Source organism: Cupriavidus sp. MEYA8 (assembly GCF_059278825.1).
On the sequence record NZ_CM181221.1, the window covers coordinates 213412 to 240070 of the forward strand.

The following is a 26659-nucleotide window of genomic DNA, read 5'->3' on the forward strand; positions in this document are numbered from 1 at the left end:
CCCCATGACATTCGAACCCTCCGAAACCCTGCGCGACCCGTTCGTGCTGTATGGCGAGTCGTTCGGCTCGCGCCTGCTGCTGGGCACCGCGCGCTATCCGTCGCCGGCCACGCTGGAAGCGGCCGTGCAGGCATCTACGCCGGCCATGATCACCGTCGCGCTGCGCCGCCAGGGCGCGGTGGGCGATGGCGAGGGCGGCCAGGCGTTCTGGCAGATGCTCAAGGCGCTGAACGTGCCGGTGCTGCCCAACACCGCCGGCTGCTTCACCGCGCAGGAGGTCATCACCACCGCGATGATGGCTCGCGAGGTGTTCGAGACGCCGTGGATCAAGCTGGAGCTGATCGGAGACGACTACACGCTGCAGCCCGACACGCTCAACCTGCCCGCCGTGGCCGAGACCCTGATCAAGGAAGGCTTCAAGGTGCTGCCGTACTGCACCGAGGACCTGGTGCTGTGCCGCCGGCTGCTCGACGTCGGCTGCCAGGCGCTGATGCCGTGGGCCGCGCCGATCGGCACCGGCCGGGGCGCGGTGAATCCGCATGCGATGCGCGTGCTGCGCGAGCGCCTGCCGGATACGCCACTGATCGTCGATGCCGGCCTGGGCCTGCCGTCGCATGCGGCGCAGGTGCTGGAGTGGGGCTACGACGGCGTGCTGCTCAACACCGCGGTGGCGCAGGCCGCCTACCCGGTTAACATGGCGCGCGCGTTCGCGCAGGCAGTCGAAGCCGGCCGCACCGCGTACCTGGCCGGCCCGATGCCCGAGCGCGAGGTGGCGCAGGCCAGCACGCCGGTGGTCGGCATGCCGTTCTGGCATGCGGAGGCGGAGCAGCGGGAGCAGCGCGCATGACCCGCCGCCCCGTCCACGTTCCCAGCGACGGTCCGCTGCGCGCGGCGGTGCTGGAGCATTACGGCGAGACCTTCGGCATCGACGACAAGCCGTGGCAGGCCTGGCGCCTGGAAGACGCGCCTGAGCATCCCGGCGCGCACGACGTGCTGCTGTCCGACGGCGAAGCCACCGAAGAATTCATCGCGCGCGTCGCCGCCAGCGGCGCCACGCTGATCGAGACCGACCGCGAAGGCGGCCAGTGGATCGACACGGTGCGCTCGCCGATGGGCACCTGGGTGTTCTCGGTTGCCGCGGACAGCGACCAGCCGCACTCGCCGGCGTTCGTCGCGGTGCTGCTGGCGAGCCTGTCGCTGCATTTCCCGGCGCATGACGCGCTGGCGCTGGCGCGCGCCTGGGCGCCGGGCTCGGCCGACTGGCCGACGGATTTCGCGCGTTTCCCGCACGTGCGCCATGCCGCGCTGGTGGCGCCGGAGCAGGCCGTCGAGCCGTTCGCGCCGTGCCCCGCGCTGGGCCTGTACGTGGTCGTGCCGAGCGCGGAATGGATCGAGCGCCTGGCGCCGCTGAACGTGCCGACGGTGCAGCTGCGCTTCAAGTCCGACGATCCCGCCGCGGTGCGCGCCGAGATCGCGCGCGCGGCCAGGGCCATGCAGGGCTCGTCGTCGCGCCTGTTCATCAACGACCACTGGCAGGTGGCGATCGACTACCATGCCGCCAATGGCGCGCAGAGCGGCATCTACGGCATCCACCTCGGCCAGGAGGACCTCGACGACGCCGACTTCGACGCGATCCGCGCGTCCGGGCTGCGGCTGGGCGTATCCACGCACGGTTACGCCGAGATGCTGCGCGTCGCGGCGATCCGTCCGAGCTACCTGGCGCTGGGCGCGATCTTCCCGACCACGACCAAGGTGATGCCGACCCAGCCGCAAGGCATGGGCCGTTTCCGCGCATATGCAAAGCTGATGCAGCCGGTGATCCCGTCGCTGGTCGGCATCGGCGGCGTCAATGCCACGAATATGCGCGAAGTGCTCGCCGTGGGTGTCGGCAGTGCCGCAGTGGTGCGCGCCGTTACCGAGGCCGACGACGTGCCGGCCGCGGTGGCGCATCTCGTCAGCCTGTTCCCGACCGGCTGAGCGCGCGATCACGTGCAGAGTGTGTCCGGCGGTGTGCTCCCCTCTCCTTGATAGAGGGGAGCACACCGCACCTGGTGAGGGGCATCGCGTCGCCAAGATTTGTGCGACATTCGCCCAGCCGCGGGAACCGAAGCGGACCCCGCCGCTATGATGTCGGGCAGCATTCCCCGCCAACCATCCCGCATCGCGCACCATGTCGACCCAGCTCCCCGAGATCATTCCCGCCGCTCCCGGCACGCCTGAGAAGCCCTATTTCGGCATCGATGTCCCGCTGATGCGCTATTTCGGCCTGCAGCCGGAGGTGATCGAGGAGGGCTACTGCCGCACGCGCCTGCCGGCGCACCCGCAGCTGGTGAACAGCCGCGGCGACGTGCACGGCGGCACGCTGATGGCGACGCTGGACTTTACGCTCAGCGGGGCGGCGCGCTCGCATGCGCCCACGGAAACGGGCGTGATCACCATCGACATGTCGACCCACTTCCTTGCCGCCGCGCGCGGCGAGCTGACGCTGGAAGCGCGCTGCCTGCGCCGCGGCGCGCGCATCGCCTTCTGCGAAGGCGAAGTGAAGGATGCGGCCGGCACCGTGGTGTGCGTGGCGCGGGCGGCGTTCAAGCTGGTGCCGCTGTCCAGCGGCGGCAACTGATCCCTGCCTGAACCTGCCCGAAAAACCCGGCCGCTCAGTCCTGCAGCGGCCGGTACACCTGTTCGAACCTCGCGCGCTCGGTGATGCCATAGTCGCCGGGCGCGTATTGCATCAGCCAGTCGCCCGGCTTGCCGTGAAGCACGTCGCCGCCGGCGCTGCGTTCGATGCTGAAGGCCTCGTGCATCTCGCGCGCCAGCACCGGGATCGGCTTGTTGCGATAGGCGCCGTCCTGGCCGTGCACCAGCGGCGGGATGGCGTCGTACTTGGGGTCGAAGCGGTCGCGCGACACGCACCAGCGGTCGCCGGTGCGGCTGGTGATCAGCGCATCGCCGGGCTGGTAGCGGTTGGGGCCTTCGCGGCTGACCAGCTCGCCAGCCTCGGTGGCGAATGCAACGTCGACGACTTCATGCTTGAGGTAGAAGGCGGCGTCGGGATCGCTGCGCAGATCGATATGGGTGAGCCTCTGCATCTGGCGCTCAACCCAGCGCGCGCGGCGCGAAGGCGTGGTTCAGCGGGCCGTTGCCGCTGCCAAGCCGCAGTCCCGCGCCGGCCGCGATGGCCTGCGCCACATAGTCCAGCGCCTTGCCCGCGGCATCTTCCAGCGCATCGCCACGCGCCAGCTGCGATGCGATGGCCGCTGCCAGCGTGCAGCCGGTGCCATGCAGGTTGCGGGTATCGACGCGCGGGTGCGTGAACATGCGCACGGTCCCGTCCTTCAGCATCAGCAGGTCGTCCAGCCCGCCGGCAATGCCGGCCGCGCCATCGTCTTCCAGGTGGCCGCCCTTGAGCAGCACGGCCGGGCAGCCCATCGCGATCAGGTCGGCGGCGGCCTGTTCCATGTCGGCGCGGCGCGCAATCCTGCGGCCCAGCAGGTAGGAGGCCTCGGGCAGGTTGGGCGTGACCAGCAGCGCGCGCGGGAACAGCAGCCGCACCATGGCCTGCGTGGTGGCGTCGTCGGACAGCGTCGCGCCCGAGGTCGAGATCATCACCGGGTCCACCACCAGCTTGCGGATGCCATGCCGGTCCGCCGCCGCGGCCACGGCCTCGACGATGGCGGCGGTGCCCAGCATGCCGGTCTTGGCCGCGTCCACGCCGATATCGCCGGCCACCGCGTCGATCTGCGCGGCCACCATGTCGGCGGGGATCGCATGCACGCCGGTCACGCCAAGCGTGTTCTGCGCGGTGATCGCAGTGATCGCGCTCATGCCGAAGCAGCCCAGCGCGGAGAAAGTCTTCAGGTCGGCCTGGATGCCGGCGCCGCCGCCGGAGTCGGAGCCGGCGATGGTCAGGGTGCGGGGTGGCGTTGGGATCATCTGTGAGGAAATCAAGGAGGGCCGGTGCGCAAGGCGGCCGGGCACGCTACAATACCGCCACTCCGAGGAGCGTTGCAACGGATGCGGTAGGCAAGAAGTGCTACCCCATGCATCCGCCAGGCTCGGACTGTCTTCAACGGCGCTCGCTGATCCGTGGTTTCGCACGGAGGCGAGTCGACCTATCCGCCCGCTGCGCATGTGCCCGCTGCCATGCCGCCGCCCGATTTCCCGATCTCGTCACCTGCGTGCCACTCTTCACCGGAGTGAAACATGAACGCCGTGACCGACCTGAAGCAAGACTACCTCGTCGCCGATATCAAACTGGCCGGCTGGGGCCGCAAGGAAATCGCCATTGCCGAGACCGAAATGCCCGGCCTGATGGCGATCCGCGACGAATTCGCCGCCGCGCAGCCGCTCAAGGGCGCGCGCATCGCCGGCTCGCTGCATATGACGATCCAGACCGCCGTGCTGATCGAGACGCTCCAGGCGCTGGGCGCCGACGTGCGCTGGGCCTCGTGCAACATCTTCTCGACGCAGGACCACGCCGCCGCCGCCATCGCCGCGGGCGGCACGCCGGTGTTCGCCTTCAAGGGCGAATCGCTGAAGGAATACTGGGACTTCACGCACCGCATCTTCGACTGGGCCGACGGTGGCACCCCGAACATGATCCTCGACGACGGCGGTGATGCCACGCTGCTGCTGCACCTGGGCGCGCGCGCCGAGAAGGACCAGTCGCTGATCGCCAACCCGGGCAGCGAGGAAGAAACCTACCTGTTCGCCGCGATCAAGGAAAAGCTGGCGAAGGACCCGAGCTGGTACAGCCGCAACCTGGCAGCCATCCGCGGCGTGACCGAGGAAACCACCACCGGCGTGCATCGCCTGTACCAGATGGCCCAGAAGGGCGAGCTGCGCTTTCCGGCGATCAACGTCAACGACTCCGTCACCAAGAGCAAGTTCGACAACCTGTACGGCTGCCGCGAATCGCTGGTCGACGGCATCAAGCGCGCCACGGACGTGATGATCGCCGGCAAGATCGCCATCGTGGCCGGCTACGGCGACGTGGGCAAGGGCAGCGCACAGGCGCTGCGCGCGCTGTCGGCGCAGGTGTGGGTCACCGAGATCGACCCGATCTGCGCGCTGCAGGCCGCGATGGAAGGCTATCGCGTGGTGACCATGGACTACGCCGCCGAGCATGGCGATATCTTCGTCACCTGCACCGGCAACTACCACGTCATTACGCATGAGCACATGGCCAAGATGAAGGACCAGGCCATCGTCTGCAACATCGGCCACTTCGACAACGAGATCGACATCGCCTCGATCGAGAAGTACGAGTGGGACGAGATCAAGCCGCAGGTCGACCACGTGAAGTTCCCGGACGGGAAGAAGCTGATCATCCTGGCCAAGGGCCGCCTGGTGAACCTGGGCTGCGCCACCGGCCACCCGTCGTACGTGATGAGCAGCTCGTTCGCCAACCAGACCATCGCCCAGATCGAGCTCTGGCAGGAACGCGACAGCGGCAAGTACCCGGTCGGCGTCTACACGCTGCCCAAGCACCTGGACGAGAAGGTCGCGCGCCTGCAGCTGCGCAAGCTGAACGCGCAGCTGACCGAGCTGACCGAGCAGCAGGCCGCTTATATCGGCGTGAGGAAGGAAGGCCCGTACAAGGCGGATCACTACCGCTATTGATGCGCGCAGTGAGGTAGCAACTCCCCTCTTCCGCTTGCGGGAGAGGGAGCACTCCCGCCATTGAGCCAACCAAGGAGCCGTCATGAGACTACTGGTCGTCTGGATCATCAACGCCGTTGCGCTGTTCGTGCTGCCGTACATCATCCCGTCGATCCACATCAAGAGCTTCGGCTCGGCGATGCTGGCGGCGCTGGTGCTGGGCCTGGTCAACACGCTGATCCGTCCGATCCTGGTGATCCTGACGCTGCCGGTCACGCTGCTGACGCTGGGGCTGTTTATCTTCGTCATCAACGCGCTGCTGTTCCTGTTTGTCGGCAACCTGCTGTCGGGCTTCACGGTCGGCGGCTTCTGGGCGGCCTTGCTGGGCTCCATCCTGTACAGCGTGATCTCGTGGCTGCTGTCCAGCCTGCTGCTGGGCAACCGCGACGAATGACCTTATTTCGCGCGCCGCGCCAACGCGACGCGCCACCATCATGCAAGACCGCTACTTCAGCTTTGAATTCTTCCCGCCCAAGACGGCGGAGGGCCTGGAAAAGCTGCGCAACACGCGCGCGCAGCTGGCTCCGCTCAAGCCCAAGTACATCTCGGTGACGTTCGGCGCCGGCGGCACCACCCAGCAGGGCACGCTCGACGCCGTGCTGGAGATCCAGCGCGAAGGCATCGAGGCCGCGCCGCACCTGTCGTGCGTGGGCTCGTCGCGCGAGAGCATCCGCGCAATCCTGCAGCAGTACCGCGAAGGCGGCATCCGCCATATCGTCGCGCTGCGCGGGGACATGCCGTCGGGCATGGGCGAGATCGGCGAGTTCCGCTACGCCAACGAGCTGGTGGAGTTCATCCGTGCCGAGACCGGCGACTGGTTCAATATCGAAGTCGCAGCGTACCCGGAGTACCACCCGCAGGCGAAGTCGCCGCGCCATGACCTCGACAACTTCGTGCGCAAGGTCAAGGCCGGTGCCGACTCGGCGATCACGCAGTACTTCTACAACGCCGACGCGTACTTCCGCTTTGTCGACGACGTGCGCGCGCAGGGCGTGGAAGTGCCGATCGTGCCGGGCATCATGCCGATCACCAACTACTCGCAGCTGATGCGATTCTCCGAGATGTGCGGCGCCGAAGTGCCGCGCTGGGTGGCCAAGCGGCTGGAGAGCTTCGGCGACGACCGAGAATCGATCCGCGCCTTCGGGCTGGACGTGGTCACCGCGCTGTGCGAGCGGCTGCTCGCCGCGGGCGTGCCGGGGCTGCATTTCTACACGCTCAACGCGGCCGCCGCGACCAAGGCGATCTGGCAGCGGCTGAAGCTGTAAGGAACCCGCTGAAGAAGAGAGCGGTTTTGGGTGCTCCAAAGCGGCTCGATCTTGCCAGGCAAGGTGTTCTCCCTCTCCCCTCATGGGGAGAGGGGAGCCTGCTGCATGCGTCCGTGGTGCCACCAGCGTACTAACACGGCAAATCGGTGCCATACTCGCCCCATGGTCACCGCCACCTTCCGCTTCTACGAGGAACTGAACGACTTCCTCGCGCCGGGCCAGCGCCGGCGTGACCTGCCCTGCGCGTGCGCGCGCGCCGCGACCGTCAAGCACATGATCGAGGCGCTGGGCGTGCCGCACACCGAAGTCGAGCTGATCCTGGTCAACGGCGAATCCGCCGTCTTCGAGCGCCAGCTGCGGGACGGCGACCGGGTCTCGGTCTATCCCAAGTTCGAACGCCTCGACGTCACGCCGCTGCTGCGCGTGCGCGAACATCCGCTGCGCGCGACGCATTTCGTTGCCGACGCGCATCTGGGCGGACTGGCGCACCTGCTGCGCATGACCGGCTTCGACACCCTCTACGACAACCACTTCGAAGACAGCGAGATCGAGCGCATTGCGGTCGACGAAGGCCGCATCGTGCTGACGCGCGACCGTGAACTGCTCAAGCGCCGCGGCATCACGCACGGCTGCTATGTGCGGGCGCTCAAGCCGCGCCAGCAGGTGCGCGAGATCTTCGCGCGGCTCGACCTGGCGCGCAGCGCGCGGCCGTTCTCGCTGTGCCTGGACTGCAACGTGCCGCTGCACGCGCTGGAAGCGGCCGCCGCGGCCGGGCGGGTGCCAGACGGCGTGCTCGAGCGCCACCGCAGCTTCGTCACCTGCGACCAGTGCCGGCGGGTATTCTGGGAAGGCTCGCACTGGCGCTGCATGCGCGCGCTGGTGGACGAGCTGGTGCAGGCCGGCTGAACCCGGCCGTAGCCCGCACGCTGCTGTCACCCTATCGGGCTAGAACGCCCCCGCTTCGGTAACGATCCAGTCCATCGCCACGTCATGCGGCTGCGCTGGCAGTGCGATGCGGCACGCTTCATAGCCGATGCCGATCGCCACGGGCCGCTGCGCCATTGCCGCCAGCGTGCGGTCGTAGAAGCCGCCGCCGTAGCCCAGGCGGAACTTGTCCGGGCTGAAACCGACACAGGGAATGACCAGCGCGTCGGGCGTCACGGCCTCGGTGCCGTCGGGGACCGGGATGCCATAGTGGCCCCTGGTCATCGGCGTGTCCGGGTCCCAGCGATGGAAGTCCAGCGGCGCGCCGGGCCGGCTTACCGCCGGCAGCGCCGCCTGGCGCGCGGGCACCGCCGCGAGCCATTGCGCGATCGCGCCGCGCGCGTCGAACTCCTGCTGGATCGGCCAGTAGAAGCCAAGGCAGCGCACGGCCAGGCCCGCCAGCAGCTCGGACAATGCGGCGGCGATGCGCGCATCGGCATCGTCGCGCGCGGGCAGGGCGGCACGCAAGGACAGCAGGCGCGCGCGCTGCGCGCGGCGGTCCTCCGCAAGGTCGATTGGCGAACTGCCGGGGGAGGTGGCGGCCGAGGTGGCGGAAGTTGAGGACATGGCGTGGGATAATGCCCGCGTCCGAACCAACACGGACGGCGGAAGCTGCTGCGGCCCTTGCCTTGCATGGCGGCACCGGCGCCGCCGTCATCGACAAGGAAGCAAAGAATGCTGAAGGGAGTATATCTGCAGCGTGCAGGGCGGGCCGCCTGGATCGCCATGGCATGTGCACTGCTTGTCACGCCGGTCCATGCGCAGAAGCGCCCGCAGGCGCCCGTGCGCCAGCAGCAGCCGGCGGTGATCCCGAGCGATCCGGACGAGGCCTTCGCCGCGCTGCGCGAAGCGGCGCGCAAGAATGACGTAGAGCGCGCCTACGCGATCTCGGCCACGCTGGTCGACTACCCGATCCCGTCGTACGTCGAGTACTTCCGCATCAAGCCGCAGATGTTCGACGCCAGCGGCCTGGCGCGCATCGACGCGCCCGACGACCAGGTGCGCGCCTTCCTGCAGCGCTACAAGGGCCAGGCCATCGCCGACCGCATGCGCAACGACTGGCTGCTGGTGCTGGGCAAGAAGCGCGACTGGGCCAGCTTCGATGCCGAGTATCCGCAGTTCGCACTCAAGGACGACACCCAGGTCGAATGCTATGCGCTGCTGTCGCGCGCGCTCAAGGGCCAGAACGTTGCCGCCGAGTCGCGCCAGGCGCTGAGCGATCCGCGCTATTTCGGCGAAGGTTGCGTCGACCTGATCGGCTACCTGGTGCAAAGCCAGCAGATCCAGCGCAGCGATGTGGCCTTCCACGCGCGGCTGGCGCTGGAGCAGAACTACCTCACGCTGGCCGGCAAGATCGCCGCGCTGTTGCCCGATGCACGCGTCGACGGCGACGCGCTCGCCACCATCGTCAAGATGGCGCGCACCGATCCCAACCAGGCCGTCGCCTACCTGGGTACCGTCCAGGGCACGCTGTCGCGCGACGAGCAGGGCGCCGCCTGGGGCGTGATCGGCCAGTTCGCGGGCAAGAAGCTGATGCCGGAAGCGGCCAACTACTACCGCCGCCAGATGGACCTGGGCGGCAACCAGTGGTTGTCCGACGACTCCCAGGAATGGCGCGTGCGCGCCGCGCTGCGCCAGGGCGACTGGAAGCAGGTGCGCCAGGCAGTCGAGCTGATGCGTCCCGAGCTGCGCGCCAAGGACCCGGCGTGGCTCTACTGGTACGGCCGCGCGCTCAAGGCCGAAGGCCGCGACACCGAGGCGCAGCAGAACTTCCAGCAGATCGCCGGCCAGTTCAACTTCTATGGCCAGCTCGCCAGCGAAGAACTGGGCAACCGCATCACGCTACCGGCGCGCACCGCCGTCGGCGATGCCGAAGCCAATGCCATGCGCGCGCGCGCCGGCTTCCAGCGCGCGCAGAAGTTCTACGCGATGAACATGCGCTTCGAGGGCAACCGCGAATGGAACTGGGAATTGCGCGGCATGAACGACCGCGAGCTGCTCGGCGCGGCGGAGTACGCGCGCCGTCTCGAACTGCTCGACCGCACCGTCAATACCGCTGACCGCACCCGCAACGAGCATGACTTCGAGCTGCGCTTCCTGATGCCGTACCGCGACATCATGCAGCGCGCGACCGACGATGTCGGCCTCGACATGGCGTGGGTCTACGGCCTGATCCGGCAGGAATCGCGCTTCCTGATGAACGCGCGCTCGTCCGCCGGCGCGCACGGCCTGATGCAGGTGATGCCGGCGACGGCCAAGTACGTGGCGCGCAAGATCGGCATGAACGACTTCTCGCCGCAGATGATGGGCGATCCCAACATCAACATCCTGCTCGGCACCAATTACCTGAACATGGTGCTGACCGACCTGGACAGTTCCTGGGCGCTGGCGTCGGCGGCATACAACGCCGGTCCGGGCCGGCCCAAGGCCTGGCGCAGCACGCTGGCGCGGCCCGTGGAAGGCGCGATCTTTGCAGAGACCATCCCGTTCAATGAAACGCGCGGCTATGTGAAGAATGTGCTTTCCAACGCTACGTACTATGCTGCATTGATGAGTGGCCGGCCGCAGTCGCTGAAATCGCGCCTGGGGACGGTCGCGCCGTCGCCGGTGACCACGACCAGCCTGCCCTGACGGGCACCCGACGGGACGGGCCGCTGGTGTGCCGCGCCGGGCGCGTCGCGGCGGCCTGGCTTGCGCAATGCGCCGCGACGTGCAGTCCACTTTGCACGGAGGCATCATGCAGACCAGCAACGTCCTCGTCATCGGTGGCGCCGGCTTTATCGGCAGCCACCTTGTCTCGCGCCTGGCCGGCGCCGCTTCTGCCTCGGGTGCGCCGCTGGAACCCGGCAGCAATCCCGATTCGCCGATCGCCCCCGACCGCATCGTGGTCGGCACCCGCAACGTCGAGCACGCGCAGCACCTGTTGCTGCTGCCGCGCGTCGAGGTAGTCGAACTGGGGCTGGCCGACAATGCCGCGCTCGACGACGCCATCGGCTCGCTCGGGGTCGACGGCATCGTCGTCAACCTGGTGGGTGTGCTGCACGGCGAGCGTGCCGATCCCTACGGCGAGGCCTTTGCCAGCGCTCATGTGGAAATGGTGCGGCAGATCGTGGCCTCGTGCCTGTCCACCGGCGTGCGCCGGCTGTTGCATATGAGTGCGCTTGGCGCCGACAGCCAGGGGCCGTCGATGTACCTGCGCAGCAAGGGCGACGGCGAGCGCATCGTGCGCGCCAGCGGGCTGGACTGGACCATCCTGCGGCCGTCGGTGGTGTTCGGTCCCGACGACCATTTCCTCAACCTGTTCGCGCAGATGCAACAGATGGCGCCGGTGGTGCCGCTGGCGTGCGCACAGGCGCGCTTCCAGCCGGTGTTCGTGCAGGACGTGGTGCAGGCCTTCCTCAATGCCATGGTCAACCCTGCCACCATCGGCCGCGGCTATGAGCTGGGCGGCCCGCAGGTCTATACGCTGGAGGAGCTGGTGCGCTTCGCCGGCCGCGCATCCGGCCATCCGCGCCCGGTGATCGCGCTGCCGGATGCGCTGGCTCGGGTGCAGGCGACCATCATGGAACACATGCCGGGCGATCCGCTGCTGTCGCGCGACAACCTCGACTCGATGCAGCTGGACAACGTGCTCGAGCATCCGGTCGCGCCGGAGCTGGACCTGCATCCGGCCAGCCTGGAATCCGTGATGACCGACGCGCTGGCGGGGCGCAATCGCGATGCCGCGCTGACCTCGATGCGCGCCAGCGTGCACCGCTGAAGGGCGGGCGGGTCAGGGCCGCGGGTGGCCTATGTGACCCATTTTCGGATCGGTTGCGAGAGCAATTCACTTTGAGGCAGGCGGGCGCGCTGGCAAAATGACCGGTCCGGCGCGCCGCCGCCGTCTCCCTTCGCCTCCCCCCAAGGACCTACGATGAAGCTCGTCATCGGCAACAAGAATTACTCCTCCTGGTCGCTGCGCCCCTGGCTGCTGATGCGCCAGGCCGGCATCGAATTCGAAGAGGTACAGGTGCGCCTGTTCACCGGCAGCTTCGCGGCCGAGATCGCGCGTTATTCGCCGGCCGGCAAGGTACCGGCGCTGGTCGACGGCGACGTCACGGTGTGGGACTCGCTGGCGATCGCCGAATACGTGGCCGAGCGTTTCCCGGAAAAGACGCTGTGGCCCGCCGACCGTGCCGAGCGTGCGGTGGCGCGCGCAATCTGCGCCGAGATGCATTCCGGCTTCACCAACCTGCGCAGCCAGTTGCCGATGAACGTGACCGCGGTGCTGCCCGGACGCGGCTGGAACGTGGCGGTGCAGCGCGACGTCGACCGTATCGCCGCGATCTGGAGCGGGTTGCGCCAGCAGCATGGCGCGCGCGGCCCGTTCCTGTTCGGCGAGTTCACCGTGGCCGACGCCTTCTTTGCGCCGGTGGTGAGCCGCTTCGCCACTTACGGCATCCACCTGCCGGAAGACGCCAAGGCCTATGCCGACTTCATGCTGGCGCTGCCGACCATGCAGGAGTGGATCGCCGCCGCGCGCGAGGAGCGCGATTTCCTGGCCGACGACGAGCCTTACCGCCTGTCGCCCGAGCGGCCCGACGCGATCATCGTCAACCACTGAGACTGAGCGATACCGCCGGCGCCGGCGCGCCGGCACCAGAGAAGAGGCCACAACGATGCAGGTGTATGCCGTCGGCGGCGCGATCCGCGACGAACTGCTGGGCAAGCCCAGCCAGGACCGCGACTACGTAGTCGTCGGCGCGACCCCGCACGAGATGGTAGCCGCGGGCTATCGCCCCGTCGGCAAGGATTTCCCGGTCTTCCTGCATCCGCGCACCCACGAGGAATACGCGCTGGCGCGCACCGAGCGCAAGACAGCGATGGGATACAAGGGTTTTGCCTTCTACTGCGAGCCCGATGTCACGCTGGAAGACGACCTGGTCCGGCGCGACCTGACCATCAATGCGATGGCGCGCGAGGTCGATGCCGATGGCAACCTCGTCGGCCCGGTGATCGACCCGCATGGCGGCCAGCGCGACCTGCAGGCCCGCCTGTTCCGCCATGTCTCGGATGCCTTCGCCGAGGACCCGGTCCGCATCCTGCGGCTGGCGCGCTTTGCCGCGCGCTTCCACGAGTTCACCGTCGCCGCCGAGACCCAGCGCCTGATGCGCGAGATGGTGGCGGCCGGCGAGGTCGATGCGCTGGTGCCCGAGCGCGTCTGGCAGGAACTGGCGCGCGGCCTGATGGAAGCGCATCCGTCACGAATGTTCGAGGTGCTGCGCGACTGCGGCGCGCTGGCGCGGCTGCTGCCCGAGCTTGACTGCCTGTGGGGCGTGCCGCAGCGCGCCGACTACCATCCCGAGGTCGATACCGGCGTGCACGTGATGATGGTGATCGATACCGCCGCGGCGATGGGCGCGCCGTTGCCGGTGCGTTTTGCCGCGCTGGTGCACGACCTGGGCAAGGGCACCACGCCCGAGGACGTGCTGCCGCGCCACGTCGGCCACGAGATGCGCAGCGTCAAGCTGCTGGAAGAGGTCTGCGCGCGGCTGCGCGTGCCCAACGACTGCCGCGACCTCGCGCTGGTGGTGGCGCGCGAGCATGGCAATATCCATCGTTCGCTGGAGATCAGCGCCGCCGCGGTGATGCGCCTGCTCGAGCGCTGCGATGCGCTGCGCAAGCCGGCGAGATTTGCCGGAGTCTTGCAGGCGTGCGAGGCCGACATGCGCGGACGCAAGGGCTTCGAAGCGGGCACATACCCGCAGGCGCCGCGGCTGGCAGCGGCGCTGGAGGCGGCAACGGCAGTCGATGCCGGCGCCATCGCCCGCGCCTGCGGCGATGCGGTCGACCAGATCCGCGACCGCATCCACGAGGCGCGCGTGGCGGCGGTGGCAGCGCGCATCGGGGGCTGAACGCGGCTCTCTGCTAGCGGTAGACGAGCACCGGGATCTTCGTGTGCGTGAGCACCTTTTGCGTCTCGCTGCCGATCACCAGCGCCTGCACCCCCCGCCGCCCGTGCGAGGCCATCACGATCAGGTCGCATTGCCGGGCGTCCGCCTCGTCGATGATCGCCTGGAAGATGTGGTCGCCGGTGGCGCAGGCGGTATTGCAGGCCACGCCTGCCGCGGCGGCCTCGCCGGCGATCGGCGCGATATCGAGGAAGCCGCCATGATGGACGGGCTGAGCCGCTTCGGCGCCTTCCTGACGGTGGTGGTGCCGGTGTCGTCGAGCGGTATCCTGACCGTGGTCATCTTCAGCATGACGCTGGCGATGCAGGAGTTCGTCTACGCCCCGACCTTCATCACCGTTGCGGGATTTACCGTCGGGGCGATCAAGTGAGCCTGGTGGACTAGAGGGACTAGAGCAGCTTGCCGATCACCAGCGCCACCAGCGACAGCAGGATCGTCGATGCAAACGGCAGCACGAATTCCCGCCCGAACACGCGGAAGCGCACGTCCCCGGGCAGCCGTCCCAGCCCGAACTTCTGCAGCCACGGCAGCGCCGCGGACAGGATGATCACGCTCAGGAAGATAGTGAGGGTCCAGCGCAGCATGGCGTTCGCGATGGCTTACAAGGTATGGCAGCGGTCGCCGCGGGCGAAGCCGGCCAGCGGCTCGCTCTGGTCCGTGCCGTCGTCCAGGCCCCGCGTCAGCGCGATGACCTTGAACAGCTCGCCCATTTCCGCTTCGGACAACAGCTTCTGCACGGCGTTGGCCTGCGGCAGGAAGGCGCGCGCATCGGACGGGTCAAGCGCCATCAGCAGCTCGGTGATGCCGGCGTTCATCAGGAAGCGCGCCTGCGAGGCAAAGCCCGACACCGTCAGCCCGGTTTCCACCGCGGCGGCGGCGATGCCGCTGAAATTGACGTGCGTGGTGATGTCCTGCAGGCCCGGGTAGAGGAACGGGTCCGGGTGCGCGTGATGCCGGTAGTGGCACATCAGCGTGCCGCCGGCGCGCTGCGGATGGTAGTACTCGGCGGCGGGGAAGCCGTAGTCGATGAAGAAGGCGGTGCCGCGCGCCAGCATCGCGCCGACGGCACGCATGAAGCCTTCGGCCTCGGCGTGGGTTTCGGTGACGACATCGTGGTCGCCGGGGATGTCGTGGAGCATCGCCGGCACGTCGGCATCGGCGAGCACGCGGTCCTCGAAGCGGAACGCGGCGGCCGCGCCGGGTTCGGTGCCCGCCACGCCGCTGCGCGTCACGCCGCGCTCGTGCCAGCGGCCGCCGGTGCGTGCGTAGAGCTGCACCGGCATTGCATCGAGCACTTCGTTGCCGACGATGACGCCCTCGAAGCTGTCGGGCAGCGCATCCAGCCAGCGCACGCGCGCGGCCAGGTGCGGGGCGCGCTGCGCCAGCGTTTCCTGCTGGCGCGCGCGCAGCTCACCGGACAGTTCGACGATCGCGTATTCCTGTGGCAACTGGCCTTCCTGCTCCAGCTCCAGCAGCAGGTCAGCGGCCAGGCGGCCGGTGCCGGCGCCGAATTCCATCATGTGTGGCAGGCCCTGCGCGATCAGCGGCGCGAACTGGCGCGCCAGCGTGCGCGCGAAGAACGGGCTCAGTTCCGGCGCGGTGATGAAGTCGCTGCCGTCGCGGGCATCGCGCCCGAACTTGGCCGAGCCGCCGCTGTAGTAGCCCAGGCCGGGCGCATACAGCGCCAGCGCCATATAGCGGTCAAAGCCGATCCAGCCGCCGGCCGCATCGATCGATTCGCCAATACGGGCTGTAAGGGTATCGGACGCGGCCTGCGCGTCGGCGGGGGGAAGGGGTAAACTAGCGGCTTTCTGCATCCCGCGATTGTAGCAATGCCCGCATCCGATACCTCGGCACCCGCTGCCGCCCAGCCTGCAGCCGCTGCCGCCACGGCCCAGTCCGCCGCCCGCGGCGTCGCCCTCGTCACCGGCGGCGCGCGCCGCCTGGGCCGCGCCATTGCGCTGGAACTGGCCACGCAGGGCTGGGACGTGGCCGTGCACTGCCACCGCTCGGTGGACGAGGCCGAAGCGCTGGCGACCAGGATCCGCGGGCTCGGCCGCCGTGCCGCGGTGCTGCGTGCCGATCTCGCCGACGAAGCCGCCACCGGCCGCCTGATCGCGGACTGCATTGCCGCGCTGGGCCTGCCGACCTGCCTCGTCAACAACGCCTCGCTGTTCCAGTACGACGTGGCGACCAGCTTCTCCTATGCGTCGCTCGATACGCATATGCGCACCAATGTGGCGGCGCCGTTGCTGCTGGCGCGCGAGCTGCACAAGGCGCTGGCCGCCGCCGCCCCGGCCGGGGAGAAGGACAAGGACAAGGACAAGACGGCCGGACCAGGCGGCGTGGTAATTAATCTGCTCGACCAGAAGCTGGACAACCTGAATCCCGATTTCCTGTCATACACGCTGTCCAAGGCCGCGCTGCAGACCGCCACGGTGCAGCTGGCGCAGGCGCTGGCGCCGCGCATCCGCGTGGTTGGCGTGGCGCCGGGCATCACGCTGGTGTCGGGCGAGCAGTCGGAGCAGAGCTTCCGCCGCGCGCATCGCGTGACGCCGCTGGGCCAGTCGTCGACGCCCGAGGATATCGCCCAGGCGGTGGCCTACCTCGCACAGGCGCGCGCCGTCACCGGCACCACGCTGTACGTGGACGGCGGCCAGCACCTGATGCCGCTGGCGCGCGACGTGATGTTCCTGACCGAGTAAGCTGGCGCCTGTACGCCAGGCACGCCGGCAAGCCGTACCCTGATGTGCCGCGCCCCCCGGCGCGGCGTTCCCTTTTCTAGTCTTTTCTCCCAGCCATGACCATGCTCGCCGCTCTTTCCCACCCCAGCCTGCAGGACTGCCGACGCATGTTCCTGCGCAACTATGAAGTGCAGATCAATATCGGCGTGCATGAGTTCGAGAAGAAGGGCGAGCAGCGCGTGCTGATCAATATCGACCTGTTCGTGCCGCTGGAAGAATGCACCCCGCACGCCGACAAGCTCGACGAAGTGGTCGACTACGACTTCATGCGCAACACCGTGGCCGAGCGCATGGCGCAGGGCCACGTCCACCTGCAGGAAACGCTGTGCGACGACGTCGCGCGCGCCATGCTGAAGCATCCCAAGGTGCGCGCCGTGCGCGTGTCGACCGAGAAGCCCGACGTGTACCCGGACTGCGATTCCGTCGGCGTCGAGGTGTTCCACATCAAGCAGGGCGCTTGAGCCGGCAGCTGCGTTATCTGCGGCTGCCCGGCGCCTGCGGCGCGCGGGCGCCTGAAGTAAAATGTTGCCCCTTCGCGCGCTGCCGGCCATTCCATCCGGCAGGCGCCATGCAACAGGATGCTCCATGAGCCACTCGAACAATTTCTACCGCCTCGAGACGAGGCTGCAATCGCAAACCGGCAAGGCCATCGGCGACTTCGGCATGATCGAGGACGGCGACACCGTGCTCGTCTGCATGAGTGGCGGCAAGGACTCGTACACCATGCTGTCGGTCCTGATGGCGCTGCAGAAGCGCGCGCCCATCAAGTTCAGGCTGATCGCGATGAACCTGGACCAGAAGCAGCCGGGTTTCCCGGAGCACGTGCTGCCCGAATACCTGAAGTCGGTGGGGGTGGAATACCTGATCGTCGAGGCCGATACCTACTCGATCGTCAAGGAGAAGGTGCCCGAGGGCAAGACCACCTGCTCGCTGTGCTCGCGCCTGCGCCGCGGCGTGATCTACCGCACCGCCAAGGAGCTGGGCGCCAACAAGATCGCGCTGGGCCACCACCGCGACGACATCGTCAACACCTTCTTCCTGAACATGTTCTTCGGCGGCAAGATGAAGGCCATGCCGCCCAAGCTGGCCACCGACGATGGCGCGCATATCGTGATCCGCCCGCTGGCGTACTGCTCGGAGAAGGACATTGCATCGTACGCACGCGCGATGGAGTTCCCGATCATCCCGTGCAACCTGTGCGGCTCGCAGGAGAACCTGCAGCGCAAGAAGGTCAGCGAGATGCTGCAGGAGTGGGAGCGGCAGAACCCGGGCCGTATCGACAATATCTTCTCGGCGCTGCGCAACGTGGTGCCCTCTCACCTGGCCGATACCGAGCTGTTCCCGTTCACGGGGCTGGCTACCGGGCTGGCCAAGGTGGACGAGGCTTCGCTGTTCGGTGAGACCACATTCCAGCAGCAGCCGCTGGTGTTCGCGGGCAGCATGGAAGAGAACCGGATGGAGTTCGTGCGCTTCGAGCGCCCGCCGGTGTCCGCGCCCGGGGCGGAGCAGGCCGGCGCGCCGCAGTAACGCCGCCAACCGCCACCACATGGCAACAATGCCCGCGCGAGCGGTCCGCTGCGAGCGGGCATTTTGCATGTGTGCTGCCAAAGCTCAGTTCGTCGCCGCCGACTGCACCGGGGCGTTCGCCTTCTCCCGCATCAGCGCGTTGGTATCGTCGATCCACCTCTGGAACCGGTCCTGCGCATGTGCCTTCTGCTTCGGCGTGGTCATGTTGGCGATCGCCACGGTCAGCGCAATGCCGGCGCTGGTACTGGCATCGTGGCTCACGGCATGCTTGCCCGGCGGGTTCTGCCAGTAATCGCGGAAGCGCCGCAGCAGGTCCGTCACCTGCGGCTTGGACGGCTGCGTGGCCTGCACGTAGCGCACCATCTTGAGCCATTCCTGCTGGCGCGCCACCCGCTCGGCGTAGCGCGACTCGGCGTTCTCGACCACCGGCAGCACCGCCGCACGGATCTGCTTTTCCTGCTCGCCGGAGAAATCGCCATAGACCAGCCGCGCATAGTCCATCACCTTGTCGAAACGGGCGTCGACCCGCTCGGCCGGGTTGGGGTTCAGGAATTTCTTGCGGTATTTGGCGTTGCCCTCGGCGAATTTCTTCTCCATGCGGGCGATCTGGTCGGGCGTCAGCGTCAGCAGAAAGTCGGCCATGTCGGGCATGGCCTGCTCGTACGAGCGGCGCGCCAGCTGCTGCGAGGCGTCCTGGAAGTGCTCGACCATGGCCGGCGTCACCGGCTGGCGGACCTCGGCCTTGGCCTGCTGCAGCAGGCCCGAGATCTCGGGCAGCTGGGACTTGCGGTGCCAGGCGAAGAAGCGCGCGATGGCCTCGCGCGTGAGCGGCTCCTGGGCCGAGGTCACATCGACATAATTGTCGATCCACCAGTAGGCCAGCCGGTCACCCTGCTGGTACCCGAGTTTCATCGCGTTGCATGCGCACAGCGCCGCGGCGCTGAAAATCACCAAAATCCGCCGCGCCCACCGATTGTGAAATTCGGAAACAGCGCCGGGTTGCGCAGAAATCGCCATGTTAAAATCGGCGCGCATTGCAGCCGGGCCGCTTCGATCGCCGCCAGCCCAAGACTGGCAAGGGTTTGCGGGATTCCGCACCGACCGGGCCCGGACCTGCAGCCAAGCTGGGCGGCGAAGACCGCGAATCACCCGGTTGGCGCTTTTCAGAATATTTTCGGACACACTCACTTAGGGGTCTCCTTGTGAATATCGTCATTCTCGCCGCGGGCATGGGCAAGCGAATGGTTTCCGATTTGCCCAAGGTACTGCACCCGGTTGCCGGGCGGCCCATGCTGGCGCACGTCCTGGATACGGCTCGCGCGCTGTCGCCGTCGCGGCTGGTCGTAGTGGTCGGCCACGGCGCCGCGCATGTGCGCGAGGCGGTCGCCGCCTACGATGTCGCCTTCGCCGAACAGGCCCAGCAGCTGGGCACGGGCCATGCGGTGATGCAGGCACTTCCATTGTTGGACGACAGCCAGCCGACATTGGTTCTGTACGGTGACGTGCCGCTCACAACCGCAGCCACGCTCAAGGCACTGGTGGCCGAGGCAGGCTCGGAGCGCTTCGGCGTGCTGACGGTCGAAATGCCCGATCCGACCGGCTATGGACGTATCGTACGCGACGCGGCGGGCAGCATCGTCCGCATCGTCGAGCAAAAGGATGCCAGCGAGGCCGTCAAGGCCATCCGCGAAATCAACACCGGCATTATCGTGTGCCCGACGGGCCACCTCAGGCGCTGGCTGTCAACACTCGGCAACGACAATGCCCAGGGCGAGTACTACCTGACCGACACGGTCGAGCGCGCCGCCAGGGAAGGTGTCGAGATCGTCTCGGCGCAGCCGGCGGCGATCTGGGAGACGCTCGGGGTCAACAGCAAGCTGCAGCTCGCTGAAGTCGAACGCATCCACCAGGGCAACCAGGCGCGCCGCCTGCTCGAAGCCGGCGTGACGCTGCTGGATCCGGCGCGCATCGATGTGCGTGGCGAGCTGACCTGCGGGCGCGATGTCACCATCGATGTCGGCTGCGTGTTCGAAGGCCGCGTGCACCTGGAAGACGGCGCCAGCATCGGCGCCCATTGCGTGATCCGCAACAGCACCGTGGGTGCCGGCGCGCAGTTGCACCCGTTCTGCCATGTCGACAGCGCCAGGATCGGTCCTGCCGGGCGCATCGGGCCGTACGCGCGGCTGCGTCCGGGCACCGAACTGGGCGAAGATGTCCATATCGGCAACTTCGTCGAGGTCAAGAATGCCCAGGTGGCAGCGCACAGCAAGGCCAATCACCTGGCCTATGTTGGAGACGCCACAGTGGGTTCGCGCGTCAATATTGGCGCCGGCACGATCACCTGCAACTATGACGGTGTCAACAAGCACCGCACGGTGATCGAGGACGACGTCTTTATCGGCTCCGATACGCAGCTGGTTGCGCCGGTGACGGTACGCCGCGGCGCCACGCTGGGTGCAGGCACCACGCTGACCAAGGAAGCGCCTGCGGATAAGCTGACGCTGTCGCGCGCCAAGCAGTTGACCGTCGACGCATGGCAGCGTCCGGTCAGGCAGCCGAAGAAGTAATCGCCAGGCCGCCGCGTGAGCGGCCAAGGAAAGCGCCGGCCCGGGACGGGCGGCGCGATTGATTGGACAGGGCGCCGCAGTGGGCGCCAGCAACGGGGGTTCAGCATGTGTGGCATCGTCGGCGCGGTTTCGACGCGCAATATCGTTCCGGTCCTGATCGAGGGGCTGCGCCGCCTGGAATACCGCGGCTATGACTCGTGCGGCGTCGCCGTCGTGCGCGACGATGCGGTCGAGCGCGCGCGCACCGTGTCGCGCGTGGCCGACCTGGATGCGCAGACGCAGGCTTCGGGCCTGTCCGGCTTCACCGGCGTGGCGCATACGCGCTGGGCCACCCATGGCAAGCCCGATACCGTCAACGCCCACCCGCACCTGTCGGGCGAGACCATCGCGCTGGTGCATAACGGCATCATCGAGAACTATGAGCCGCTGCGCGAGGAACTGCGCGCGGTCGGCTACGGCTTCGAGTCGCAGACTGACACCGAAGTCGTCGCGCACCTGATCCACCAGGCCTACACCTATCCCAGCAGCGCCACCCGCGGCGACCTGTTTGCCTCGGTGCGCGCCGTTACCAAGCGCCTGCACGGCGCCTATGCCATCGCCGTGTTCGCCAAGGACCAGCCCGGCGTGGTGGTCGGCGCCCGCGCCGGCTCGCCGCTGGTGGTGGCGCTGGGCGAGAACGAGGCCTTCCTCGCGTCCGACGCGCTCGCCGTGGCCGGCACCGCGAACCGCATCATCTACCTCGAAGAGGGCGATGTGGTCGAGATCTCGCTCGACGGCGTCGTCATCCATGACGCGCAGGACCACGCGGTCGAGCGTGAAGCGCGCCTGGTCGAGGCCCATGCCGCATCCGTCGAGCTGGGGCCGTACCGCCACTTCATGCAGAAGGAAATTTTCGAGCAGCCGCGCGCGCTGGGCGACACGCTGGAGGGCGTGGAAAGCATCACGCCGGCGCTGTTCGGCGACAACGCCGCCGAGGTCTTCGCCGGCATCGACAGCGTGCTGATCCTGGCCTGCGGCACCAGCTACTATTCCGGCTGCACAGCCAAGTACTGGCTCGAAAGCATCGCCAAGATCCCGACACAGGTCGAGGTCGCCAGCGAATACCGCTATCGCGACACCGTGCCCAATCCGCGCGCGCTGGTGGTGGTGATCTCGCAATCCGGCGAAACCGCCGACACCATGGCCGCGCTGCGCCACGCGCGCGCGCTCGGCCACGTGCATACGCTGTCGATCTGCAACGTTGCCACCAGCGCCATGGTGCGCGAGACCGAACTGCGCTTCCTGACCCGTGCCGGCACCGAGATCGGCGTGGCCTCGACCAAGGCCTTCACCACGCAGCTGGCCGCGCTGTACATGCTGACGCTGGCGCTGGCCAAGGTGCGCGGCCTGCTGACCGAGGAAGCCGAGGCCAGGGACCTGGCCAACCTGCGCCACCTGCCGGCCGCGCTGCACGGCGTGCTGGCGCTGGAGCCGCAGATCATCGCCTGGTCCGAAGACTTTGCGCGCCGCGAGAACGCGCTGTTCCTGGGCCGCGGCCTGCACTACCCGATCGCACTCGAAGGCGCGCTCAAGCTCAAGGAAATCTCGTACATCCACGCCGAGGCGTATCCGGCCGGCGAACTGAAGCACGGCCCGCTGGCGCTGGTGACCGAAGCGATGCCGGTGGTCACGGTCGCGCCCAACGATGCGCTGCTGGAAAAGCTGAAGTCCAACATCCAGGAAGTGCGCGCGCGCGGCGGCCGCCTCTATGTGTTCGCCGACAGCGATACGCAGATCCAGTCGTCGGACGGCATCCAGGTGATCCGCATGCCCGAGCACTATGGCGACCTGTCGCCGATCCTGCACGTGGTGCCGCTGCAGCTGCTGGCGTATCACACGGCATGCGCTCGCGGGACCGACGTGGACAAGCCGCGCAACCTGGCGAAGTCGGTGACGGTGGAGTAAGGAAGCCGCAGCGCAATGTCATCAAAAAAGCAAAGAGGCCCTTCCGGGCCTCTTTGCTTTTGGGTCCGCTCAGAACACGATCGCCGCCGTCCCCATGAACGTGCTGGTGCTGTCGAGCCGGTTCTTGCTGGCAATGGTCGGCACCCAGCGCAGGCTCATCGACAGGTGGCTTTTCGCGCCGATCTTGGTGTCGTAGGTGACGATCGGCCCGAGCGCCCAGTCATGGCCGCGGAAGCCGTTGAGGCGGTCGGCCAGCGGACCGCTGTCGTCGCCCAGCTGCTGCGTGGTGCCGGCGATCAGGCCCACGCCGGCGCCGTTGGCGAAGCGCTTGAGCAGCATCGTGTCGAGCGTGAACAGCGGCGCGTTCTGGTAATCGGTGGCGTTGTTGCGCGTGTAGAACTGGAGCCCGGCCACCGCATCGAATTCGAGCCCGTGCTCGGGGAACAGCCGGGTGTAGGCCACCTGCGGGATAAAGGTCCAGTTGTTCAGGCTGGGATTGGCCAGTGCGTTGGGATCGTACTTGCCGGTCGGCGCCCAGATGTTCAGGCTCAGCGCCACGTGTTCGGTCTTGGAGAAGTGGTAGCCGGCGATCAGCGGCGTGAAATAGATGTCGAACAGGTTCGACGCGGTGTCCTGGGTGCTGGCGCTGACGCCGCCGATGCCGGCATTGGCCGTGACCTTGGTCCACACGTAAGGCAGCGTGAAGCTGGAGGCAAAGTTCCACGCGCCGGGCCCGGTGTCCCAGACCTTCATCACGGTTGCCAGCGTGAAGGCGACCTTGCCGTCGACATCCAGCGCTGCCTTGCCGCCAATCGGCACGCTGCGGCTGCCGCCGACCGATCCGTCTAGGTAGATCTCGCCGAGGTTGACCGCCAGGATGGGTTCGGGCGAGACGATGCCGGCATTGGGCGTGACGCTGGTCCCGGTGACGGGCCGGCCGAGCGCGCCTTCGGTAGCGCCGGCACTGGTTGCCGCGCCCAGCAGCGGCAGGGCTGGAGCCAGGGTAGCGAGCAGCCGCCTGGCGGTCTTGGTTGGCATGCGTGAGCCTCCGGAGCGACCTCGGTGGAAGGTGTGACCCGCGGCCAACATAGCATGCCGGTCCGGCTCGCGATCTGAAGATTTTTTCCCGGCTGCCCTGAGAATTTCTAGTGAACCGGTACGGCGCCGGACTCTGCCGCCGGGTAGTCCGCCAGTGCCGCGTGCACCTGGGCCACGAATGCGCGGGTTGCCGGCGACGGCGTATGCCCGGCCAGCGACACGATCCCGTACTGCGCGCGCAGGTCATGGCGCGGGCGCATCTGCAGCGGCACGGCCGTGCCTTGCGCGCACGCGTCGGCCATCATCGCCACCGGCACCAGCGCGACGGCATCGCCGGACAGCATCAGCGCGCGCAGCGCGTGCATGTCATTGCAGGTGGCGGTAAGCAGGCCGGTGCTGTCGTCATCGGCCGCGCCGCTGCCGGCGGCCTGCATCGCCTCTCGGAAGAACTGCCGGATATGGGCCGGCAGCCGCGGACCGGCCACGGGATAGTCGCGCAGGCTGGCAAGGCTGATATCGCCTTGATGCGCCAGCGGGTGCGCGGCGCGCACGAAGAAGCCGGTCTCCAGCGCGGGCAGGCGCTCGATCTGCAAGTGGCCGAACTGGGCCAGGCTGCGGCTTTCGCCGACGAAGACATCGAGGCGCTCGGCTTCCAGCGCGCGCAGCATGGTGGTGGTGTCGGCGGTCTCCACGTCGATGCGCAGGCGCGGATAGCGCCGCACCAGCGCTTCCAGTACCGGGTCGAGCAGGAACGATGCCGCGAACGGTCCGAAGCCGGCGCGGATCTCGCCGATCTCCACTTCGTCCAGCAGTTGCAGGTCGCGGCGCAGTTCGCGGCTTTCGCGCAGCATCCGGCGCGCGCGTTCCAGCACCAGCGTGCCGGCGGCGGTGGGACGAACCTTGCCGTAGCTGCGGTCGACCAGTGTGCCGAGGTCGGCCTCCAGCGCCTGGATGCTGCGCGTCAGTGCCGGTTGCGACAGGTGCAGCGCCGCGGCCGCGCGCGCGAAGCTGCCTTGTTCGACCAGGGTGACGAAGTGATGCAGCTGGCGCAGGCCCATCAACTTAACCTTCTATGCATGGAAATCTGAAAAATATTGCATTGGACGTATTTTCTCAAGCCCGCTACCGTTGTTCTCCAAAACCATAAAGACGATCTGGAGACGACATGAAACGACGCGCATGGCTCGCGCTCGCAATCAGCGGGCTTTCGCTCAGCCTCGGCCTGCCGGCCGCGGCACAGACCTATCCGGCCAAGCCGATCCGCCTGGTGGTGCCCTACGTGGCCGGCGGCGGCACCGACACCATCGCCCGCGCGATGGGCGAGAAGCTCAGCAAGCGGCTGGGCCAGCCGGTGGTGGTGGAGAACAAGGCCGGCGCGTCCGGCATCATCGGCACTGATGCCGTGGCCAAGGCGGCGCCGGACGGCTACACGCTGCTGATGACGCTGACGCAGTCGGTGCTCACCAACCAGTTCCTGTTCGAGAAGCTGCCGTACGACCCGCGCAAGGACCTGACCATGATCAGCGTGCTGGCCGACGCGCAGCTGGTGCTGGTGGCGCACCCGTCGGTGCCGGCACGCACGCCGCGCGAGCTGGGCGACTATGCCCGCGCCCAGGCCGGCAAGGCTACCTATGCCTCATGGGGCGTGGGCTCGCTGTCGCACCTGAGCGGCGCCTACCTCAGCAAGCTCACCCGCGGCAACGCCACCCACGTGCCCTACAAGGGCGAGGCACCGATGCTGCAGGACCTGCTCGGCGGCCAGGTGCAGTTCGGCTTTGCCAGCATCCTGACGGCCAGGCCGTATATCGAGAGCGGCAAGCTCAAGGCGCTGGCCGTTACCGGCACGCAGCGCAGCAGCGCGCTGCCCGCGATGCCGACCTTTGCCGAGCTGGGCATGCAGGACAGCGCGTTCAAGACGGTAGGCTGGATCGGGCTGGTGGCCCCGGTCGGCGTGCCGGCGCCTATCCTGGCCAGGCTCGAAAGCGAGGTGAAGGCGATCCTGCAGACCCCCGACATGCAGGCGCGCATGGTCGCGCTGGGGCTGCGCACGGTAGGCAGCTCGCCGGCAGAGGCGCAGGCGCTGTATGCGCGCGACTGGCCGGTGCTGAAGACGCTGGTCGCGGATTCGGGCGCGCGGCTCGACTGATTTCCTTCCGGCTCCTGCCATGGCGGGCGCCGCGGCAAGATGCCGTGTGCGCCCGTTTTTTTTATTCACCAGTATTGTCCGGAAGGCCGGCGTATTAATGCCGGATGCGCCGGATGCGGCTTTTCATGCGCTAACGAAAACCGAATGGAAACCATTGCCATTCTCATATGCAATAGCGCCGGATAATCGGCCAATAACAGCCGAATTTGCTTGATGTCCCCCTTTGCCGGGCTACCATGAAAGGCACGGCGCAATATTGTCTGCAGCGGCGCGCTGGCCACGATAATGAAAATTGATCCACCCGAATCGAGGGGTCGGTGGTGCTGTCATGAAAAGCGACAAGAAAGCGATTCAGATGCTCAACGGCCAGCTCCGGCATGAGCTGACCGCCATCAACCAGTATTTCCTGCATGCGCGCATGTACCGGCATTGGGGTCTCAATGCTTTGGGCAAGCACGAGTACGAAGAATCGATCGAGGAAATGAAGCATGCCGACAAGCTGATCGAGCGCATCCTGCTGCTCGATGGCTTGCCCAACCTGCAGGACCTCGACAAATTGCTGCTCGGCGAAAACACCGAAGAAATGCTCGGCTGCGACCTGAAGCTGGAACAGGTTTCACAGGCCAGTTGCAAGGATGCGATCAAGTATCTGGAGTCGATCGGCGATTATGTTTCGCGCGAGGTGGTGGTCGATATCCTGGAAGCCACCGAATCGCATATCGACTGGCTCGAGTCGCAAATCGAGCTGATCGGCAAGGTTGGCCTGCAGAACTACGTCCAGTCGGCCATTGGCGAGATCGGCGACTGACTGGCGCCGGTGCCGGCGCTGCCG

27 protein-coding genes, 1 pseudogene and 1 riboswitch are annotated in these 26659 nt (G+C 67.6%); of the genes and pseudogenes, 19 read left to right on the forward strand and 9 right to left on the reverse strand.

The window, feature by feature from the left end:
- The first annotated feature begins 4 nt into the window (after positions 1 to 4).
- The 3 genes from AC5WJ1_RS00975 (at position 5) to AC5WJ1_RS00985 (ending at position 2620) form a co-directional block, all read left to right on the forward strand.
- Positions 5 to 847, forward strand: coding sequence for a thiazole synthase (locus AC5WJ1_RS00975; RefSeq protein WP_029047357.1), 843 nt, complete (start codon positions 5 to 7; stop codon positions 845 to 847).
- Positions 844 to 1977, forward strand: coding sequence for a thiamine phosphate synthase (locus AC5WJ1_RS00980; protein WP_494476309.1), 1134 nt, complete (start codon positions 844 to 846; stop codon positions 1975 to 1977). Before AC5WJ1_RS00975 ends, AC5WJ1_RS00980 begins: the two co-directional genes overlap by 4 nt.
- Before the next feature lie 193 nt (positions 1978 to 2170).
- The gene (locus AC5WJ1_RS00985) at positions 2171 to 2620 is read left to right on the forward strand and encodes a PaaI family thioesterase (protein WP_063241153.1); all 450 of its coding nucleotides are present in this window, start codon (positions 2171 to 2173) and stop codon (positions 2618 to 2620) included.
- Positions 2621 to 2654: 34 nt separating this feature from the next.
- Here AC5WJ1_RS00985 and AC5WJ1_RS00990 read toward each other — a convergent pair whose 3' ends face one another.
- Both AC5WJ1_RS00990 and thiD read right to left on the reverse strand, forming a co-directional pair.
- A complete protein-coding gene (locus AC5WJ1_RS00990) occupies positions 2655 to 3089 on the reverse strand; it encodes a PGDYG domain-containing protein (protein ID WP_133098169.1) in 435 nt (144 codons plus the stop codon).
- 7 nt (positions 3090 to 3096) lie between these two features.
- Positions 3097 to 3933, reverse strand: a complete 837-nt coding sequence (thiD, locus tag AC5WJ1_RS00995) for a bifunctional hydroxymethylpyrimidine kinase/phosphomethylpyrimidine kinase (RefSeq protein ID WP_494476310.1) — start codon at positions 3931 to 3933, stop codon at positions 3097 to 3099.
- A 58-nt stretch (positions 3934 to 3991) separates the two neighbouring features.
- Positions 3992 to 4085, forward strand: a riboswitch (S-adenosyl-L-homocysteine riboswitch).
- Positions 4086 to 4203: 118 nt separating this feature from the next.
- Here thiD and ahcY point away from each other — a divergent pair.
- The 4 genes from ahcY (at position 4204) to AC5WJ1_RS01015 (ending at position 7832) form a co-directional block, all read left to right on the forward strand.
- Entirely contained in the window at positions 4204 to 5622 is a 1419-nt protein-coding gene (gene ahcY, locus AC5WJ1_RS01000; RefSeq protein ID WP_494476311.1) for an adenosylhomocysteinase, read from the forward strand.
- A gap of 82 nt (positions 5623 to 5704) precedes the next feature.
- Positions 5705 to 6055, forward strand: a complete 351-nt coding sequence (locus AC5WJ1_RS01005; RefSeq protein ID WP_494476312.1) for a phage holin family protein — start codon at positions 5705 to 5707, stop codon at positions 6053 to 6055.
- Positions 6056 to 6095: 40 nt separating this feature from the next.
- Complete coding sequence (gene metF / locus AC5WJ1_RS01010) at positions 6096 to 6926, forward strand: methylenetetrahydrofolate reductase [NAD(P)H] (RefSeq protein WP_133098173.1); 831 nt, start codon at positions 6096 to 6098, stop codon at positions 6924 to 6926.
- Between the two features lie 162 nt (positions 6927 to 7088).
- On the forward strand, positions 7089 to 7832 hold the full coding sequence (locus tag AC5WJ1_RS01015; protein ID WP_494476313.1) for a Mut7-C RNAse domain-containing protein: 744 nt from the start codon (positions 7089 to 7091) through the stop codon (positions 7830 to 7832).
- 39 nt (positions 7833 to 7871) lie between these two features.
- Here AC5WJ1_RS01015 and AC5WJ1_RS01020 read toward each other — a convergent pair whose 3' ends face one another.
- Positions 7872 to 8477, reverse strand: coding sequence for a 5-formyltetrahydrofolate cyclo-ligase (locus AC5WJ1_RS01020; protein ID WP_494476314.1), 606 nt, complete (start codon positions 8475 to 8477; stop codon positions 7872 to 7874).
- Between the two features lie 108 nt (positions 8478 to 8585).
- Between AC5WJ1_RS01020 and AC5WJ1_RS01025 the strand changes: the two genes are divergently transcribed.
- The 4 genes from AC5WJ1_RS01025 (at position 8586) to AC5WJ1_RS01040 (ending at position 13804) form a co-directional block, all read left to right on the forward strand.
- Entirely contained in the window at positions 8586 to 10541 is a 1956-nt protein-coding gene (locus AC5WJ1_RS01025) for a lytic transglycosylase domain-containing protein (protein WP_135704251.1), read from the forward strand.
- Positions 10542 to 10647: 106 nt separating this feature from the next.
- Positions 10648 to 11670, forward strand: a complete 1023-nt coding sequence (locus AC5WJ1_RS01030; RefSeq protein WP_133098177.1) for a complex I NDUFA9 subunit family protein — start codon at positions 10648 to 10650, stop codon at positions 11668 to 11670.
- Positions 11671 to 11823: 153 nt separating this feature from the next.
- The gene (locus AC5WJ1_RS01035; protein ID WP_133098178.1) at positions 11824 to 12513 is read left to right on the forward strand and encodes a glutathione S-transferase family protein; all 690 of its coding nucleotides are present in this window, start codon (positions 11824 to 11826) and stop codon (positions 12511 to 12513) included.
- A 55-nt stretch (positions 12514 to 12568) separates the two neighbouring features.
- Positions 12569 to 13804, forward strand: a complete 1236-nt coding sequence (locus AC5WJ1_RS01040) for a multifunctional CCA addition/repair protein (protein ID WP_135704254.1) — start codon at positions 12569 to 12571, stop codon at positions 13802 to 13804.
- 13 nt (positions 13805 to 13817) lie between these two features.
- Here AC5WJ1_RS01040 and AC5WJ1_RS01045 read toward each other — a convergent pair.
- Positions 13818 to 14087: pseudogene (locus tag AC5WJ1_RS01045) on the reverse strand (universal stress protein); the annotation flags it as partial.
- Between AC5WJ1_RS01045 and AC5WJ1_RS01050 the strand changes: the two are divergent.
- Positions 13974 to 14231, forward strand: coding sequence for an ABC transporter permease subunit (locus AC5WJ1_RS01050; protein ID WP_240745972.1), 258 nt, complete (start codon positions 13974 to 13976; stop codon positions 14229 to 14231). The pseudogene AC5WJ1_RS01045 and the gene AC5WJ1_RS01050 sit on opposite strands and share 114 nt — an antisense overlap.
- A gap of 19 nt (positions 14232 to 14250) precedes the next feature.
- Here AC5WJ1_RS01050 and AC5WJ1_RS01055 read toward each other — a convergent pair whose 3' ends face one another.
- Positions 14251 to 14445, reverse strand: coding sequence for a DUF2905 domain-containing protein (locus AC5WJ1_RS01055; protein WP_133098180.1), 195 nt, complete (start codon positions 14443 to 14445; stop codon positions 14251 to 14253).
- 15 nt (positions 14446 to 14460) lie between these two features.
- The gene (locus tag AC5WJ1_RS01060; RefSeq protein ID WP_135704258.1) at positions 14461 to 15678 is read right to left on the reverse strand and encodes a class I SAM-dependent methyltransferase; all 1218 of its coding nucleotides are present in this window, start codon (positions 15676 to 15678) and stop codon (positions 14461 to 14463) included.
- Positions 15679 to 15693: 15 nt separating this feature from the next.
- Here AC5WJ1_RS01060 and AC5WJ1_RS01065 point away from each other — a divergent pair, with 15 nt between their 5' ends.
- The 3 genes from AC5WJ1_RS01065 (at position 15694) to ttcA (ending at position 18132) form a co-directional block, all read left to right on the forward strand.
- The gene (locus tag AC5WJ1_RS01065) at positions 15694 to 16566 is read left to right on the forward strand and encodes an SDR family oxidoreductase (RefSeq protein ID WP_494476315.1); all 873 of its coding nucleotides are present in this window, start codon (positions 15694 to 15696) and stop codon (positions 16564 to 16566) included.
- Positions 16567 to 16661: 95 nt separating this feature from the next.
- A complete protein-coding gene (locus tag AC5WJ1_RS01070) occupies positions 16662 to 17066 on the forward strand; it encodes a dihydroneopterin aldolase (RefSeq protein ID WP_133098183.1) in 405 nt (134 codons plus the stop codon).
- 124 nt (positions 17067 to 17190) lie between these two features.
- Complete coding sequence (ttcA, locus tag AC5WJ1_RS01075) at positions 17191 to 18132, forward strand: tRNA 2-thiocytidine(32) synthetase TtcA (protein WP_133098184.1); 942 nt, start codon at positions 17191 to 17193, stop codon at positions 18130 to 18132.
- A gap of 84 nt (positions 18133 to 18216) precedes the next feature.
- On the opposite strand, the gene AC5WJ1_RS01080 is transcribed toward ttcA, so the two are convergent.
- Positions 18217 to 19044 (reverse strand): DUF6279 family lipoprotein, encoded by an 828-nt coding sequence (locus AC5WJ1_RS01080; protein WP_135704260.1) that lies wholly within the window; start codon positions 19042 to 19044, stop codon positions 18217 to 18219.
- Between the two features lie 290 nt (positions 19045 to 19334).
- Here AC5WJ1_RS01080 and glmU point away from each other — a divergent pair, with 290 nt between their 5' ends.
- Both glmU and glmS read left to right on the forward strand, forming a co-directional pair.
- A complete protein-coding gene (gene glmU / locus AC5WJ1_RS01085; RefSeq protein ID WP_135704262.1) occupies positions 19335 to 20699 on the forward strand; it encodes a bifunctional UDP-N-acetylglucosamine diphosphorylase/glucosamine-1-phosphate N-acetyltransferase GlmU in 1365 nt (454 codons plus the stop codon).
- Positions 20700 to 20804: 105 nt separating this feature from the next.
- On the forward strand, positions 20805 to 22643 hold the full coding sequence (glmS, locus tag AC5WJ1_RS01090) for a glutamine--fructose-6-phosphate transaminase (isomerizing) (protein ID WP_135704263.1): 1839 nt from the start codon (positions 20805 to 20807) through the stop codon (positions 22641 to 22643).
- 69 nt (positions 22644 to 22712) lie between these two features.
- Here the strand turns inward: glmS and AC5WJ1_RS01095 are convergent, their stop codons facing one another.
- Together AC5WJ1_RS01095 and AC5WJ1_RS01100 are read right to left on the reverse strand one after the other, a co-directional pair.
- Positions 22713 to 23681 carry a SphA family protein gene (locus tag AC5WJ1_RS01095; RefSeq protein ID WP_135704265.1) on the reverse strand — a complete coding sequence of 323 codons (969 nt, stop codon included), beginning with the start codon at positions 23679 to 23681 and terminating at the stop codon, positions 22713 to 22715.
- A 107-nt stretch (positions 23682 to 23788) separates the two neighbouring features.
- Positions 23789 to 24739 carry a LysR family transcriptional regulator gene (locus AC5WJ1_RS01100; protein ID WP_494476316.1) on the reverse strand — a complete coding sequence of 317 codons (951 nt, stop codon included), beginning with the start codon at positions 24737 to 24739 and terminating at the stop codon, positions 23789 to 23791.
- A gap of 107 nt (positions 24740 to 24846) precedes the next feature.
- On the opposite strand from AC5WJ1_RS01100, the gene AC5WJ1_RS01105 reads away from it, so the two are divergent.
- The gene (locus AC5WJ1_RS01105) at positions 24847 to 25827 is read left to right on the forward strand and encodes a Bug family tripartite tricarboxylate transporter substrate binding protein (RefSeq protein ID WP_195431845.1); all 981 of its coding nucleotides are present in this window, start codon (positions 24847 to 24849) and stop codon (positions 25825 to 25827) included.
- A gap of 328 nt (positions 25828 to 26155) precedes the next feature.
- Entirely contained in the window at positions 26156 to 26635 is a 480-nt protein-coding gene (gene bfr, locus AC5WJ1_RS01110) for a bacterioferritin (protein WP_133098191.1), read from the forward strand.
- Positions 26636 to 26659: the final 24 nt, after the last annotated feature.